This window comes from Haemophilus paraphrohaemolyticus (assembly GCF_002015045.1).
GTDB classification, from domain to species: domain Bacteria; phylum Pseudomonadota; class Gammaproteobacteria; order Enterobacterales; family Pasteurellaceae; genus Haemophilus_A; species Haemophilus_A paraphrohaemolyticus.
Genome location: NZ_MUXX01000002.1, coordinates 21,911 through 37,355, shown reverse-complemented (window position 1 = coordinate 37,355; position 15,445 = coordinate 21,911). Strand labels below are relative to the sequence as shown.

Below are 15,445 nucleotides of genomic sequence, written 5' to 3'. Positions count from 1 at the left end.
CTATTCCGCGACAACCGCCGTGCCTGTTGCAACCACGATAAACATACTCTTATCGCCGCCCATAGATTGATATTCAAGCGAGACCCCCACCACGGCATTTGCCCCCACCTTACGTGCTTCTTCGGCTAACTCATCCAAAGCCTCTTGGCGCGATTTGTTCAGTTTGCTTTCATAAACACCAGAACGCCCGCCAATCACATCGGTAATGCTAGCGAAGAAATCACGAATAAAATTCGCACCAGAAACCACTTCGCCAAACACTAAACCTTTATATTCTTTAATGCGTTTGCCTTCAATCGTTGGCGTTGTTGTGATGATCATTTTGTAGCCTCAAATTGTGCTTTTAATTGAGCCAGTGCAATAGCACGATGCGAGATTTTTTTCTTCTCTGCTGTTTCTAATTCCGCAAAGCTACAATTTTTCGGTGGATAGAAAAAGAGCGAATCATAACCAAAGCCGTTTGTACCGCGTTCTTCGGTTAAGATGTCACCAAAACATTCGCCAATCGCGATTTTCGGGGTTGGGTCGGTTTCGTGCGCTAAAAAGACGATGCAGCTGACAAATTTAGCTTGGCGCGCTTCGGCAGGTACGGATGCCATTTCTCGCAACAATTTTTGACGATTCGATTCGTCGTTCCCTTCTGCGCCCGCATAACGTGCAGAATATAAACCTGGTGCGCCGTTTAAGGCTTTCACCGATAAGCCAGAATCGTCGGCAATAGCAGGCAAGCCTGTAATTTTTGCCGCATAACGCGCTTTTAATAACGCATTTTCAACGAAAGTTAAGCCCGTTTCTTCGGGGCTTTGAATACCAAATTCAGATTGTGCCACCACCTCAAAACCGAATTGAGCTAACACATCTGCCATCTCTTTTACTTTGCCTTGATTGCTTGTAGCAAGGACGGCTTTTGTTTTTTGCATTTTTATTCTCATCAATAACTATTAGATAATTTGAATTATATCTCTAAATAAAAATAATCAAAAGCGTAGGAGAAATTGGCGTAATAGATATTACGCCCTTTCTTTCTATTGATTTTCAATTACCAATTTTTCATCTTGGTAATTCACCACAACAGGGAGGCTTGGTAATAATTTACCGCCAAGGATTTGTTGTGCAAGTGGGTTTTCAAGCTCTTGTTGGATAGCACGTTTAAGTGGGCGTGCACCGAACAATGGATCGAAACCTGCTTTGCCGATGTGGTTGATGGCTGCATCGGTGATGGTTACTTCATAGCCACGCTCTGCCATACGTTTAATCAAGCGTTCTAATTGAATACGTGCGATTGAACGAATGTGTTCTTGACCGAGTGAATGGAACACAACAGTTTCATCAATACGGTTAATGAACTCTGGGCGGAAGTGTTGGCTTACCACCGACATCACCACTTCTTTCAATTCGCCATAGGTTGCCTCTGGCATTTCTTGAATGAGATGTGAGCCTAAGTTTGAGGTCATAATCACCACGGTATTGCGGAAATCTACGGTTCTGCCTTGACCATCGGTTAATCGTCCATCATCTAACACTTGTAGTAAGATGTTGAACACCTCTGGGTGGGCTTTTTCCACTTCGTCTAATAACACAACAGAGTATGGGCGACGACGAACGGCTTCGGTTAAATAACCACCTTCTTCATAGCCAACATAACCTGGAGGTGCACCTACTAAGCGAGACACGCTGTGTTTTTCCATAAATTCGGACATATCAATACGCACCATTGCATCAGGATCGTCGAACAAGAAATTCGCTAAGGTTTTGCAAAGTTCTGTTTTACCAACCCCTGTCGGTCCTAAGAATAAGAATGAACCAATCGGTTTGTTCGGGTCTGATAAACCAGCACGGCTACGACGAATCGCATTTGCTACTGCTTCTACCGCTTCATTTTGTCCAATTACACGGCTATGTAAAACTTCTTCCATACGCAAGAGTTTTTCTTTCTCGCCTTCCATCATTTTTGAAACAGGAATGCCTGTTGCTTTAGAAAGCACTTCTGCGATTTCTTCATCAGTGACTTTAGTGCGAAGTAAGTGATTTTCGCCCCCTTCTTCTTCACGTTTGACCGCTTCTTGCAATTGTTTTTCAAGCGCAGGGATTTTACCATATTGTAACTCGGACATTTTCTCAAAGTTATTTTCACGGCGAGCTTGATCCATTGCAATACGTGCGTTTTCTAATTCAGTTTTAATGTGCTGTGTACCCAGTAATGCAGATTTTTCTGCTTTCCAGATTTCTTCTAATTCAGAGTATTCACGTTCTTTTGCAGCCAATTCTTCATCAAGTTTTGCAAGACGTTGACGGCTAGCTTCATCTTCTTCTTTTTGTAACGCTTGGCGTTCCAATTTTAATTGAATAATACGGCGCTCCAATTTATCTAGCGGTTCTGGTTTAGAATCAATTTCCATACGAAGGCTTGAAGCCGCTTCATCAATTAAGTCGATGGCTTTATCTGGCAATTGACGGTCGCTGATATAACGGTGTGAAAGCACAGCTGCCGCTACAATTGCTGGGTCGGTAATTTGAACGTGGTGATGGATTTCATAACGCTCTTTTAAACCACGCAAAATTGCAATCGTATCTTCAACACTTGGTTCATCAACTAATACTTTTTGGAAACGACGTTCTAATGCTGCGTCTTTTTCAATATATTGGCGATATTCGTCTAAGGTTGTTGCCCCAACACAGTGCAATTCACCGCGTGCAAGTGAAGGTTTTAATAAGTTACCCGCATCCATCGCACCATCGGTTTTACCTGCTCCAACCATTGTGTGAATTTCATCAATAAAGAGGATTACCTGCCCTTCTTCTTTTGCTAACTCATTTAAGACCGCTTTTAAACGTTCTTCAAACTCACCACGATATTTTGCCCCTGCAATCAATGCTCCCATATCAAGGGAAAGAACACGTTTGTTTTTCAATCCTTCAGGCACTTCACCGTTTACGATACGTTGTGCTAAACCTTCTACAATCGCAGTTTTACCCACCCCTGGTTCCCCAATCAACACAGGGTTATTTTTAGTACGGCGTTGTAGTACTTGCACTGCACGGCGGATCTCTTCATCACGACCAATCACAGGGTCTAATTTGCCTGCTTTGGCACGTTCGGTTAAGTCAATAGTATATTTTTGTAATGCTTGTCTGGTTTCTTCTGCGTTTTGATTATTCACGGTTTCTCCTCCACGAATTTGGCTAATTGCTTGTGTAATTTTTTCTTTTGTTAAGCCAAATTTTTTCAATAATTTGCCTAAATCGCTATTATCATCGATGGCGGCAAGTACGAACAATTCAGATGAAATAAAGCTATCGCCGAATTGTTGCGATAATTTATCTGCTTGATTTAATAAACGAATAGTTTGTTGCGAAAGTTGTGTTGTGCCACCTTGAACTTGTGGTAAGCGGTCTAAAATTGCGGATAATTCACTTTCTAACTGTTTTGGTTGCACGTTTAATGCGGTAAAAAGTGGAGCGATTGAACCATCAGCTTGTTTTAATAATGCGTAAAGTAAATGAGCAGGTTCAATGTATCCGTTATCTTTGCCGACGGCTAAAGACTGAGCTTCGGCTAAGGCTTCTTGTAATTTTGTTGTGAATTTTTCAAAGTTCATATTCTTTCCTCTTTCTTTGAATTTGTACCCGTTTCACATTAGCGTGAAACTTTAGCACTACACTAAATGGAGCTTGACAAATGAATTTCAAGAGAAAAATGTGAACTAGAGCACATTTTTTTGCATTTATTTTCTTTTTATGCTAGCAAATATTAAAAAATTGATTGTTATCAAGAAATTTTGTTTTGAAATAATTAAACTGTAAAACACCACCCCTTAAGGGGTATAAGCTAAGATAAAAACAAATAACCAGAAGGGACTTTATAATGAAAAAACAGCATTAGCACTTATGTTAGGTGGGGCATTATTAGCAGCAACCCCATTATCACATAAAATTCAAGGGAATGTACCAGCATTAGGTTTAGATTTAGGCCGTGTAGCGATTGTAAAACAATTACCGCCAAGCTTATATGCTCAATACTATTTCTTTAATGCGGATTCAGCAGCTCGCCCTTATGTGGGGGCAGGTTTTAACTATACTCGTTTCTACCACGCTAAATCTACTCACTCAGCAGTAACTGATTTACAAGTGAAAAAACATTCATTTGGCCCTGTGGCAAACTTAGGTGTGGATGTAAAATTAACCAAAAATATCTACTTCAATGCCGCTGCATGGTATACACACATCAAAACAACAGCAAACTTTAAAGCTCTTGGTTTAGATCACGAAGTAAAATTAAAACTTGACCCAGTGGTTTACTTCGCTGGTTTTGCGGTGAAATTCTAAAACTTATAAAACAATTTCTATAAAAACAAAAAATCCCACAGCTGTGGGATTTTTTATTGAAGATTCAAAAATTAGAGACTCGCTCTTAACGCTTCCGCTTTATCAGTTTGTTCCCAAGGGAAGTGTGAACGACCGAAGTGGCCGTAAGCGGCTGTTTCGCGGTAGATTGGGCGGATCAAATCTAACATTTTGATTAAACCATAAGGGCGTAAGTCGAAGTTTTCGCGGATTAAACGTACTAACACTTCATTGCTTACTTTACCCGTACCGAAGGTTTCTACCATGATTGAGGTTGGTTCAGCCACACCGATTGCATAAGAAAGTTGGATTTCACAACGATCTGCTAAGCCTGCTGCTACAATATTTTTTGCCACATAACGTGCTGCATAGGCTGCAGAGCGGTCTACTTTTGATGGATCTTTACCAGAAAACGCACCGCCACCGTGACGTGCTGCACCGCCGTAGGTATCGACGATAATTTTACGGCCTGTTAAGCCACAGTCACCCATTGGTCCGCCAATCACAAAACGACCTGTTGGGTTGATAAAGTATTTGGTGTTTTGGCTTAACCATTCACTTGGTAGGATTGGTTTAATGATCTCTTCCATTACACCTTCATACACTTCTTTTTGTGACACAGACTCAGCATGTTGGGTTGAAAGCACGACCGCATCAATACCTTTAATTTGATTGTCTTCATAAATGAAGGTTAATTGGCTTTTTGCATCTGGGCGTAACCAGTCTAATTTACCTGATTTACGCACTTTCGCCTGTTGTTCCATTAAACGGTGAGCGTAAGTGATTGGCGCTGGCATTAACACATCGGTTTCATTGGTTGCATAACCGAACATAATTCCTTGGTCGCCTGCACCTTGTTCTAGCGGATCAGCACGGTCTACACCTTGATTAATGTCTGGAGATTGTTTACCAATCGCATTTAATACCGCACAAGAGTGTGCGTCAAATCCCATATCTGAATGGTTGTAACCGATGTCTGCAATCACTTGGCGAGTTAAGTTTTCAATATCTACCCAAGCTGAAGTAGTGATTTCACCGCCTACTAATGCCATACCTGTTTTAACATAGGTTTCACACGCCACGCGTGCTTTCGGGTCTTGTTTTAAAATTTCGTCTAATACTGCGTCTGAAATTTGGTCTGCGATTTTATCTGGGTGACCTTCAGAAACAGACTCTGAAGTAAATAAATTGATAGCCATATTTGTCCTTATTTCGTGTTATAAAGTGGAAAGTACACAAGTGGTTAAATTTGCAAAAATTTTGCTGAATCTGACCGCTTATACTTAAAATAAGTTAGCCGTTTTTCCGTCTAGACGTCTATAATACATTTTTTGAGCATCTAAGGCAATGCTTTTTTAAATATGAATGCGAGGCTAAATATGCTAGAGTTTACATCTTAATCCATCAATTTCTGAGAAAATCTCGGATTTTGTGGTCATATTACGTGATAAAGGTTGTTTTTCCTCAAAACGCCCTTATTAAGCAAAAAATTTAATACAATAAAATAAGGAAATAAGCTATGCAATATATTGGAAAGATCATCGGTTTCTTTCTAGGTTATCAAATTTTTCACGGATTATTCGGCGGGATTTTCGGTGCATTTTTAGGGCATTTAGCAGATAAAAAACTCTATGAACTAGGTAGCGTACGTTCTTCCATTTTTGGCAAAAACTTAACTCGCCAAACGCTATTTACACTGACCACTTTTGCAGTGCTTGGCCATTTAGCCAAAGCGAAAGGGCGTGTCACCGAAGAGGATATTCAAAATGCATGTAATTTAATGGCTCATCTGAATTTAGATGCCAAGACCCAGCAAGAGGCTCAAAAGGCATTTACCTTGGGTAAAGAGGCAGATTTCCCGCTTCGTAATGTAATTCGTGAATTTCGTGAGGCTTGTGCAAGACGCCAAGATTTATTGCGTTTCTTTATTCAAGTGCAAATTACCGCAGCGATTCAAGATGGCGAATTAGACGCACAAGAACAACAAGTGTTGTTTACCATTGCTGAAGCGATGGGCATGAGCCGCATGCAATTTGAGCAAATGCTTGGCATGATTATGGCGGCACAGCAATTCAGCCGTGGCGGTTTCCAACAAGGTTATTATTCGCATCAACAAGGTAGTTATTCTCAAGGTGGTTATTCGGGCAGCTATCAGCAGAGTAGCCAACCAAGTATTGACGCTGCTTATAAGGTGTTGGGCGTAACAGCCGATGATGACCAAAACACCGTCAAACGTGCTTATCGCAAGCTGATGAATGAAAACCATCCAGACAAATTAGCGGCAAAAGGCTTGCCAGATGAGATGATGGAATTAGCCAAAGAAAAAACCCAACAAATTCAAGCCGCTTACGATCTGATTTGCAAACAAAAAGGTTGGAAATAGGAGTTTATAATGGATAACATGGGTTATCCGTTCTTTTTTGTATGATACCTCAAGTGATTTTAGCCCCAATGCAGGGCGTATTAGATCCCTTTGTTCGTCAGCTTTTAACCGCAGTGAACGATTACGATATTTGTATTTCTGAATTTGTCCGCGTGGTTGATCAAAAACTGCCTCGCAAAACTTTTTATCGCGTCTGCCCTGAATTGCACAATCAAGGCTTAACCGCTTCGGACACGCCTGTCCGCGTGCAGCTATTGGGGCAATATCCAGAATGGTTAGCAGAAAATGCAATGCTAGCGATTGAATTGGGTTCGCACGGAGTTGATCTCAACTGTGGTTGTCCGTCCAAAACGGTAAATGGCAGCCAAGGCGGAGCTGCATTATTAAAAACGCCTGAGTTGATCTATCAAGCGACCAAAGCCATTCGAGCAGCTGTGCCAAAAGAGCAAACCGTCTCGGTAAAAGTACGTTTAGGTTGGGATAGTGCCGAACAATGTTTTGAAATTGCCGATGCGGTAGCACAAGGTGGTGCGAATGAAATTACCGTACACGGTCGAACCAAAATGGACGGCTACCGTGCCGAGCGGATAAACTGGCAAGCGATTGGTGATATTCAAAAGCGGTTGAGCATTCCTGTGATTGCCAATGGCGAAATTTGGGATTATGTCTCTGCAAAACAATGCCAAGAAATCACCGCTTGCAGCCGTTTAATGATTGGTCGCGGAGCCTTGAATACCCCAAATTTAAGCCGAGTGGTGAAATTCAATCAAGCCAAAATGCCGTGGGCAGAAGTGCTGCAACTGCTTTATCAATATGTACAAATGGAAAATGAGCACGATTCTGGCTTTTACCACGTGGCACGCATCAAACAGTGGCTGCATTATTTGGATAAAGAGTACCCAGAAGCAATGCAGCTGTTCCAAATTTTGAAAACCGAACACGGATATGAGGGCTTGAAAAAGCATATTGAGCAAGCGGTCGAAAAAGGAGCGTAAAATGCAAAAACAGATTTTTAGCGAAGAAGATATTATCGAACCTCGAGAACGTTACCAAGCGAAGCAAGAGTTTAGCGAAAAGGATGTGTTGGAAGAAGATTTAAACGCCTATCAGAACTTGGAAGAGAATCGCGAAGTGGAAGGTGATTTGCTTTTTGAAGAAGATTTCAAACCTTCACGTTTTCGCATCCGCCTGATAATGACCTCTCTCATGTTATTTTGTATTGCCTTGCTTGCCCAAGGCGTGCAATGGATTGTAAATGCTATTACGGATCAACAATGGATTACGCTTTTCTTTGCGGTTGCCTTTTTATTAATCAGCTTAACAGGCGTGGGAACCATTTTCCAAGAGTGGCGAAAACTACGCAAACTCAGACAGCACGAACTTATGCAACAAGAGGCGGAGCAATATCGAGCCGAATTACCGACGACAAGCGGTGAAAAATCGCAGATCTTTTGCAGACAATTACTTGAGCAAATGCAAATAACACCGCAACTTGAACAAAGCCAAAAACAGTGGTTATCGCAAATCAACGAATATCACAATTCAGAACAAGTGATGACGATGTTTAGCCAAACTGTGCTTTCGCCGATGGATAAACAAGCTCAAAAGCTGATTGCCAAACATGCCCGAGATAATGCAGTGATTGTAGCATTAAGCCCTGTCGCTATTGCTGACGTGTTGATGGTTGCATGGCGAAATTTTGCATTAATCAACAAAATTACCTGTATTTATGGGATGGAATTAGGCTATTTCAGCCGTTTGCACTTGTTCAAAATGGTGATAAAGAATATGGCCTTTGCAGGCACAACAGAACTTGTTGCAGGCATGTTGTCGCATAATGTGCTACGTAAACTCTTTGGGCAAGTCATCCAAGGCTTAGGCGTAGGGATTTTAACCGCCCGATTAGGTATTAAAGCAATGGAATTTTGTCGCCCTATGATGTTCCAACCTCACGAAAAACCGAGCTTAAAAGCGATGAGTAAGGAGATTTATTTGTCGTTGGTGAATTCGGAGCAGAAAGAGGTATTTGTGAAAAATACTAAAGAAAAAGTAGAGCAGTGATTTTGTTTGCCATTCCTAAAAAACACCCGAGTTTTCACTCGGGTGTTGCTTTAAGAAATAGGGAGAATTACATCATTCCACCCATGCCTCCCATGCCGCCCATTCCAGCAGCTAGGTCAGCTTTTTCATCTTTTGGAAGATCGGTCACCATACATTCAGTGGTAATCATCAAGCCTGCGATTGATGCAGCGAATTGTAATGCTGAACGTGTTACTTTTGTTGGGTCTAAAATACCCATTTCTAGCATATCGCCATATTGTTCAGTGCCTGCGTTATAACCGAAGTTACCTTTGCCATCTTTCACGTTACGAGCAACGACTGATGCTTCTTCGCCTGCGTTAGTCACGATTTGACGAAGTGGTGCTTCCATTGCACGTAATGCTAAACGAATACCAACGTTTTGTTCTTCGTTGTCGCCTTTTAATTCTTCAGCTACTTTGCTTGCTGCACGAACTAATGCCACACCGCCCCCTGGTACAATACCTTCTTCTACCGCTGCACGGGTTGCGTGAAGCGCATCATCCACACGGTCTTTTTTCTCTTTCATCTCAACTTCAGTTGCCGCACCAACTTTGATCACTGCCACACCGCCTGCTAATTTAGCAACACGCTCTTGAAGTTTTTCTTTATCGTAATCTGAAGTTGAATCTTCGATTTGTTGGCGAATTTGTGCAACACGTGCTTTGATTTGTGTTTCATCGCCCACGCCATCAATGATGGTTGTATTGTCTTTGGTTATTACTACGCGTTTTGCTTGACCAAGTTCTTCTAATGTCGCTTTTTCAAGCTCCATACCGATTTCTTCTGAAATCACAGTACCTGCAGTTAAAATTGCAATATCTTGTAACATTGCTTTACGACGATCACCGAAACCAGGTGCTTTAACCGCTGCTACTTTCACGATACCACGCATTGTGTTCACAACTAAAGTCGCTAACGCTTCGCCTTCGATATCTTCAGCAATGATTAACAATGGTTTGCCTGCTTTCGCAACCGCTTCTAACACAGGTAAAATTTCGCGGATGTTTGTGATTTTTTTATCTACTAATAAGATGTATGGGCTATCTAATTCAACGGTACCTGCTTCAGGCTTGTTGATAAAATATGGTGATAAGTAACCGCGGTCAAATTGCATACCTTCCACTACATCTAACGCATCATCTAAACCTGTGCCATCTTCAACGGTAATTACGCCTTCTTTGCCCACTTTTTCCATTGCTTGAGCAATTAATTGACCTACGGTTGCATCAGAGTTTGCAGAAATTGTACCCACTTGCTCAATCTCTTTTGCGGTTTCGCAAGGTTTTGAAATCGCTTTTAATTCGGTTACCACTGCTGCAACTGCTTTATCGATACCGCGTTTTAAATCCATTGGGTTCATTCCCGCTGCAACTGCTTTCAAGCCTTCGTTTACGATAGCTTGAGCAAGCACTGTTGCGGTTGTTGTACCGTCACCCGCTGCATCGTTTGCTTTAGAGGCGACTTCTTTTACCATTTGAGCACCCATGTTCTCGAATTTATCTTCTAATTCGATTTCACGTGCTACTGAAACACCATCTTTAGTGATGGTTGGTGCACCATAAGCTTTATCTAAAACAACGTTACGACCTTTAGGGCCTAAAGTTACTTTGACTGCGTCTGCTAATACGTTCACTCCTTTTAACATTTTTACGCGTGCATCGTTACCAAATTTAACGTCTTTTGCTGCCATTTTTATATTCCTTTTTTAATTATTCTACAATCGCCAAAATATCGTTTTCAGAAAGAATTAACACTTCTTCGCCATCAATTTTTTCTGATTTTACGCCATAACCTTCGTTGAAGATCACTACATCGCCAACTTTTACCGCTAAAGGCTGAACATTGCCATTTTCTAATAAACGACCTGTTCCCACAGCAATTACTTTACCACGGGTAGATTTGGTTGCTGCAGAACCAGTTAAAACGATACCGCCTGCTGATTTTGTTTCTACTTCTTCACGTTTTAAAATTACTTTATCGTGTAATGGACGAAGAGCCATATTTCAAATCCTCTGTTAAAAATTAAACAATTTACGCCTTTTGGCGTTACGCCCAATTAAATGGAGCTATACTCGGCATTTTCAAGGGCAAAAATAAAAAAATTAGTACATAGATTATGAATCATCATTATCTGAAAAATGATGATTGTGAGCCAAACTCGCACAACCATATTGTTCTAGCTTAGTTTTCGTAAAATTTGACCGCTTGGCAGAACTACGATTATTCAAACTAATTACGCCAATGGTCGCATTATTACCACAACGATGTTTATTTACAAACACCAAGTTGTAACCCGACTCACGAATATATCCTGTTTTATTCAATGCTGCATCGAAAATCTCTTCTCGCACTAATGCACTGGTATTTTGCATAAATACACGGCGATTGCCCACTTGCACAAGCGTTGCTCTTTCATTCGATAATTTTTGTAATTCAGGCTTTTTCAACGAGTATTTCGCCAATTTCACCAAATCCATCGCACTAGACACGTTACTACTTGATAAACCAGAGCTATCACTAAAGTGGGTTGCTGTCATACCTAATTGACGAGCCTTTTCATTCATTTTTTGAATGAACTGAGCACGGCTTATTCCTGCTGAGCGAGAAAGAGCGTGAGCGGCATAATTATCAGAGTGCACAATCATCGCTTTTAATAATTCATCACACGAAATTGGTGTATTTCTTGGCAGTTTTGTGTTCGTGCCTTTAATGGTATCCACATCGTCGTGCGTAATAGATGCTATACAGTTTTTCTGTTTATTATTTTCTAAAAAGATATTTGCCGTCATCAATTTAGTGACAGACGCAATGGGTTGAGCAGAATGAGGATCGCGACTTTCAAGCACGCGATCGTGAGTAAAATCATAGACAACGTAAGATTGTGCCAATGCGATACTTGGCATAGCTAAACAGGAAAGCAGAATTTTTTTAAACATAATGTGAATGGATATATTGTAGGCTAATAAAGGGGTCTAGTGTAACAAATTTCTCTTGACTAGACCATTGAAAGAGCTAGGCTTTTTGCCAATTTATTGCCACAAAAGGGATAATCTCTTTGAGTGCATTCTCGATAGAAATTAGGCTCAAATTCATCTGCGAAGCACAATCGTGTGCTAATGGCGGCATAAAAGCAAGATGTTTTCCCTCTGCGTTAATTGGTCGCCAACGTTGTGGTTGGGCAGAAAGTCGGCTTGGGTAGAAGCCGATAGTTGGCACGTTTAATGCTCCCGCAATATGTAACGGACCTGTTGAACCTGCAATAAAAAGATCGGCACAAGCAATTGAACGGCTAAAATCTTGCAAGCCATCATTTTTGGCATAAACCGCCGCTTTTGGCGTAAGTTGAGATGCCAATGCATTTGCTCGCTCTTCCTCGCCTTTTCCCGCGGTTAAAATTACTTGGCAATCAAAGTGCTCGGTTAAGTTATTAAGTAATGTCGCATATTGTTCAAGCGAAAGGCTGGTTGCTGAACCACCAGTAGAACTATGCACAAAGACCCATTTGCAAGCGGGTGAAATGCCTAAGAGTTTTGCTAATTTGGTTTTTTGTGTGGAGATCTCTTGTTCACTAAATTGCAAATAAGGCACAGAAGGTTCAACAACAGGAATATCTTGTTTTTCTAAAAATGCACGAGCCAAATCTAAATTGTATGCCGATTCCGCTTTTGTTGATTGAGAACGGCGCTGGGTTAAGCGATGGTTATATAAAAATTGAAACAACTTTGTTGCAGGAGCAAGACGATATTTTATCCCGCTTTTCCACGTGAGTTTAGCGTTATACCAATCAGATACAAATGAAATTACGGCATCAAATTGCTCTTTTTTGACCGCTTGTAATACTTGTTGAAATGCTGCAGAATTTTTTTTGTTTGAGGCATCAATGATGACCTTATCAATTGAAGGGCAAAGTTCCGCTAGCGGTGCAGTGTAGCTTGGCACAAGTGCGGTAATTTCGACATCGGGTAACGATTGTTTGAGCATCGCAAAAGCGGGAAAGCAGACCATAAAATCACCGATTTTATCGTTGCGGATAACAAGGATTTTTTTCATTTTGAGACTCTTTTTATTTATTTCAAGCGGCTGATTTTTCGATAAAGTTTGCAAAAATAGTAAATTCAACAATTCAGCTAAATTTTAGATGAAATTTGTTTTTTTTTCTAATAAAATGTGTCAGCTTTACTTGCTCGCAATCGTTTGCAGTTAGTGATTTTCCATTCATTTCAAATATAGGAATTTGTATGTCAGCAACAATTTTAGAATCTCTCCCATTAGGTCAAAAAGTGGGGATCGCATTCTCAGGCGGTTTAGACACATCAGCAGCATTACTTTGGATGCGTAAAAAAGGTGCGGTGCCTTATGCTTACACGGCACACTTAGGGCAGCCAGACGAAGATGATTACAATGCAATTCCGAAAAAAGCAATGGAATATGGTGCGGAAAATGCACGTTTAATCGACTGTCGCCAACAATTAGCCCACGAAGGGATTGCAGCAATTCAATGTGGTGCATTCCACATTTCAACAGGCGGCATTCCTTACTTCAACACCACACCACTTGGTCGTGCAGTAACGGGGACAATGCTTGTGGCTGCAATGAAAGAAGATGATGTAAACATCTGGGGCGATGGCTCAACGTTCAAAGGTAACGATATCGAACGTTTCTACCGCTACGGCTTATTAACTAATCCGAAATTAAAAATCTACAAACCGTGGTTAGATAATCAATTTATCGACGAGCTTGGCGGTCGTTTTGAAATGTCTCAATTCTTAATTGCAAACGGCTTCGACTACAAAATGTCAGTAGAAAAAGCTTATTCAACCGATTCAAATATGCTTGGTGCAACGCACGAAGCGAAAGACTTAGAGGAATTAAGTACCGGAATGAAAATTGTCAAACCGATTATGGGCGTGGCATTCTGGGATGAGTCTGTTGAAATCAAACCTGAAACTGTAACTGTTACTTTCGAAGAAGGGGTGCCAGTTGCCTTAAACGGCAAACGTTTTGATGATGCAGTAGAGTTAATTCTTGAAGCAAACCGCATTGGTGGTCGCCACGGTTTGGGTATGTCAGACCAAATCGAAAACCGTATCATCGAAGCGAAATCTCGTGGTATCTACGAAGCTCCTGGAATGGCGTTATTACACATCGCTTACGAACGTTTAGTGACAGGTATTCACAACGAAGACACCATAGAACAATACCGCATTAACGGCTTACGTTTAGGTCGCTTACTTTACCAAGGTCGCTGGTTCGATCCGCAGGCATTAATGTTGCGTGAAACCGCACAACGTTGGGTAGCGAAAGCGATTACTGGTACGGTGACACTTGAATTACGTCGTGGTAACGACTTCACGATTCTTAACACTGAATCTCCAAACTTAACCTACGAAGCAGAACGCTTAAGTATGGAAAAAGTGGAAGATGCGCCGTTTACCCCAAGCGATCGTATCGGTCAATTAACGATGCGTAACCTAGACATCGTAGACACTCGCGGTAAATTAGCAATTTACACCGATACAGGTTTAATCTCTGCGAATAATCAAGTGGTGCCGCAATTGGGTAGCAAATAATCAGTCAATGACAAATAAAATTTGTTATATAAATCAATAAGGTATGGGCGTGTTGAACACGCCCTTTGTATTTAAAACTAAAATGAAAAAAGTCGAAATTTTTACCGATGGTTCTTGTTTAGGTAATCCAGGAAAAGGTGGTGTTGGGATTTTACTGCGTTACAACCAGCACGAGAAAACAGTGAGCAAAGGGTATTTTCAAACCACCAATAACCGTATGGAATTGCGTGCAGTGATTGAAGCTTTATCAATGTTAAAAGAACCTTGTATGGTCGAGCTAAATTCTGATAGCCAATATATGAAGAACGGCATTCAAAAATGGATTTTTAACTGGAAAAAAAACGATTGGAAAACGAGTGATAAAAAACCAGTAAAAAATAAAGATTTGTGGATAGCTTTAGATCAAGAAATTCAACGCCACCAAATAGAATGGACCTGGGTAAAAGGGCATTCAGGGCATCGTGAAAATGAAATTTGTGATGAACTTGCCAAACAAGGAGCGAATAACCCTAGTTTGGAAGATGTTGGATACAATCCAGAAATTTAAATATTCAAGCGGTTATATTTTGCGAAACATTTGCAAAATACTACCGCTTATTTTTGTTTATTTATTGGGCTTTTTAACAATTAACGTAATCCCTTCTACTCGCTCAACATAAATCAAATCACCTACAGCGAGTTGCTCGCCTTGAATTCGCCAAGTGGTATCACCAAAGATACCTCGACCAATGCCATTAGGTGAAATTTCTTGCACTGTGCCAAATTTACCAATCAGAGCGTGATCGCGTTGATTTAAACTAGAATGTGATTGTGCTTGGCGATCTTTCCCATTTTGATATTTCCACCAAATCACGGAAAGAATACAGGCTAAAACAGCGTAAAAAATTGCAAAGACAGAGAGCGGTAATGCAGGGAAAAGCCATTGTAATAGTGCCGTCACTAAAGCAGAAAATCCCCACCACATTAAGAAAACACCAGGCGTGAGCACCTCGCAAATCAGCAACATAAAACCTAAAATCAGCCAATGCCATAATGACCAAGTTGTAAGCCAATCCATCATGTTATC

General features: G+C 40.9%; 14 protein-coding genes and 1 pseudogene. 6 read left to right on the top strand and 9 right to left on the bottom strand.

The window, feature by feature from the left end:
• From B0184_RS00570 to clpB, 3 genes are all read right to left on the bottom strand, one after another.
• A complete protein-coding gene (locus tag B0184_RS00570; protein WP_005705916.1) occupies positions 1–321 on the bottom strand; it encodes a YbjQ family protein in 321 nt (106 codons plus the stop codon).
• On the bottom strand, positions 318–920 hold the full coding sequence (rdgB, locus tag B0184_RS00565) for an RdgB/HAM1 family non-canonical purine NTP pyrophosphatase (protein ID WP_005708505.1): 603 nt from the start codon (positions 918–920) through the stop codon (positions 318–320). The genes B0184_RS00570 and rdgB overlap by 4 nt, the downstream gene beginning before the upstream one ends.
• 105 nt (positions 921–1,025) lie before the next feature.
• On the bottom strand, positions 1,026–3,599 hold the full coding sequence (gene clpB / locus B0184_RS00560) for an ATP-dependent chaperone ClpB (RefSeq protein ID WP_005708611.1): 2,574 nt from the start codon (positions 3,597–3,599) through the stop codon (positions 1,026–1,028).
• 232 nt (positions 3,600–3,831) lie between these two features.
• Here clpB and B0184_RS00555 point away from each other — a divergent pair.
• Positions 3,832–4,326 (top strand): annotated as a pseudogene (locus B0184_RS00555) (OmpW/AlkL family protein); the annotation flags it as partial.
• A gap of 71 nt (positions 4,327–4,397) precedes the next feature.
• Here B0184_RS00555 and metK read toward each other — a convergent pair.
• The gene (gene metK, locus B0184_RS00550; RefSeq protein WP_005708579.1) at positions 4,398–5,543 is read right to left on the bottom strand and encodes a methionine adenosyltransferase; all 1,146 of its coding nucleotides are present in this window, start codon (positions 5,541–5,543) and stop codon (positions 4,398–4,400) included.
• A gap of 320 nt (positions 5,544–5,863) precedes the next feature.
• Here metK and djlA point away from each other — a divergent pair, with 320 nt between their 5' ends.
• The 3 genes from djlA to B0184_RS00535 are packed head-to-tail and all read left to right on the top strand — an operon-like array spanning position 5,864 to position 8,788.
• Entirely contained in the window at positions 5,864–6,727 is an 864-nt protein-coding gene (gene djlA, locus B0184_RS00545; protein ID WP_005708427.1) for a co-chaperone DjlA, read from the top strand.
• Positions 6,728–6,768: 41 nt separating this feature from the next.
• Complete coding sequence (gene dusC / locus B0184_RS00540) at positions 6,769–7,722, top strand: tRNA dihydrouridine(16) synthase DusC (RefSeq protein ID WP_005708567.1); 954 nt, start codon at positions 6,769–6,771, stop codon at positions 7,720–7,722.
• 1 nt (position 7,723) lies between these two features.
• Positions 7,724–8,788, top strand: coding sequence for a YcjF family protein (locus B0184_RS00535; protein ID WP_005708555.1), 1,065 nt, complete (start codon positions 7,724–7,726; stop codon positions 8,786–8,788).
• Between the two features lie 67 nt (positions 8,789–8,855).
• Here the strand turns inward: B0184_RS00535 and groL are convergent, their stop codons facing one another.
• The 4 genes from groL to B0184_RS00515 all read right to left on the bottom strand — a co-directional run bounded on the left by groL (position 8,856) and on the right by B0184_RS00515 (position 12,859).
• A complete protein-coding gene (groL, locus tag B0184_RS00530; RefSeq protein ID WP_005708561.1) occupies positions 8,856–10,499 on the bottom strand; it encodes a chaperonin GroEL in 1,644 nt (547 codons plus the stop codon).
• 19 nt (positions 10,500–10,518) lie between these two features.
• Positions 10,519–10,809: a co-chaperone GroES gene (locus B0184_RS00525; protein ID WP_005706053.1), complete on the bottom strand. Its 291-nt coding sequence runs from the start codon at positions 10,807–10,809 to the stop codon at positions 10,519–10,521.
• Between the two features lie 114 nt (positions 10,810–10,923).
• Positions 10,924–11,745, bottom strand: coding sequence for a D-alanyl-D-alanine carboxypeptidase family protein (locus B0184_RS00520; protein ID WP_005708416.1), 822 nt, complete (start codon positions 11,743–11,745; stop codon positions 10,924–10,926).
• A gap of 76 nt (positions 11,746–11,821) precedes the next feature.
• Positions 11,822–12,859: a glycosyltransferase family 9 protein gene (locus B0184_RS00515; protein WP_005708585.1), complete on the bottom strand. Its 1,038-nt coding sequence runs from the start codon at positions 12,857–12,859 to the stop codon at positions 11,822–11,824.
• A gap of 188 nt (positions 12,860–13,047) precedes the next feature.
• Between B0184_RS00515 and argG the strand changes: the two genes are divergently transcribed.
• Together argG and rnhA are read left to right on the top strand one after the other, a co-directional pair.
• Positions 13,048–14,379 carry an argininosuccinate synthase gene (gene argG, locus B0184_RS00510; protein ID WP_005708507.1) on the top strand — a complete coding sequence of 444 codons (1,332 nt, stop codon included), beginning with the start codon at positions 13,048–13,050 and terminating at the stop codon, positions 14,377–14,379.
• 82 nt (positions 14,380–14,461) lie between these two features.
• Positions 14,462–14,926 carry a ribonuclease HI gene (gene rnhA, locus B0184_RS00505; RefSeq protein WP_039851313.1) on the top strand — a complete coding sequence of 155 codons (465 nt, stop codon included), beginning with the start codon at positions 14,462–14,464 and terminating at the stop codon, positions 14,924–14,926.
• Between the two features lie 57 nt (positions 14,927–14,983).
• Here rnhA and B0184_RS00500 read toward each other — a convergent pair whose 3' ends face one another.
• The gene (locus B0184_RS00500; protein ID WP_005708434.1) at positions 14,984–15,439 is read right to left on the bottom strand and encodes an NfeD family protein; all 456 of its coding nucleotides are present in this window, start codon (positions 15,437–15,439) and stop codon (positions 14,984–14,986) included.
• Positions 15,440–15,445: the final 6 nt, after the last annotated feature.

Coding starts and splice junctions, on each gene's coding strand:
- B0184_RS00570 (WP_005705916.1), bottom strand. CDS start 321: ATGATCATCACAACAACGCCAACGATTGAAGGCAAACGCATTAAAGAA.
- rdgB (WP_005708505.1), bottom strand. CDS start 920: ATGCAAAAAACAAAAGCCGTCCTTGCTACAAGCAATCAAGGCAAAGTA.
- clpB (WP_005708611.1), bottom strand. CDS start 3,599: ATGAACTTTGAAAAATTCACAACAAAATTACAAGAAGCCTTAGCCGAA.
- metK (WP_005708579.1), bottom strand. CDS start 5,543: ATGGCTATCAATTTATTTACTTCAGAGTCTGTTTCTGAAGGTCACCCA.
- djlA (WP_005708427.1), top strand. CDS start 5,864: ATGCAATATATTGGAAAGATCATCGGTTTCTTTCTAGGTTATCAAATT.
- dusC (WP_005708567.1), top strand. CDS start 6,769: ATGATACCTCAAGTGATTTTAGCCCCAATGCAGGGCGTATTAGATCCC.
- B0184_RS00535 (WP_005708555.1), top strand. CDS start 7,724: ATGCAAAAACAGATTTTTAGCGAAGAAGATATTATCGAACCTCGAGAA.
- groL (WP_005708561.1), bottom strand. CDS start 10,499: ATGGCAGCAAAAGACGTTAAATTTGGTAACGATGCACGCGTAAAAATG.
- B0184_RS00525 (WP_005706053.1), bottom strand. CDS start 10,809: ATGGCTCTTCGTCCATTACACGATAAAGTAATTTTAAAACGTGAAGAA.
- B0184_RS00520 (WP_005708416.1), bottom strand. CDS start 11,745: ATGTTTAAAAAAATTCTGCTTTCCTGTTTAGCTATGCCAAGTATCGCA.
- B0184_RS00515 (WP_005708585.1), bottom strand. CDS start 12,859: ATGAAAAAAATCCTTGTTATCCGCAACGATAAAATCGGTGATTTTATG.
- argG (WP_005708507.1), top strand. CDS start 13,048: ATGTCAGCAACAATTTTAGAATCTCTCCCATTAGGTCAAAAAGTGGGG.
- rnhA (WP_039851313.1), top strand. CDS start 14,462: ATGAAAAAAGTCGAAATTTTTACCGATGGTTCTTGTTTAGGTAATCCA.
- B0184_RS00500 (WP_005708434.1), bottom strand. CDS start 15,439: ATGATGGATTGGCTTACAACTTGGTCATTATGGCATTGGCTGATTTTA.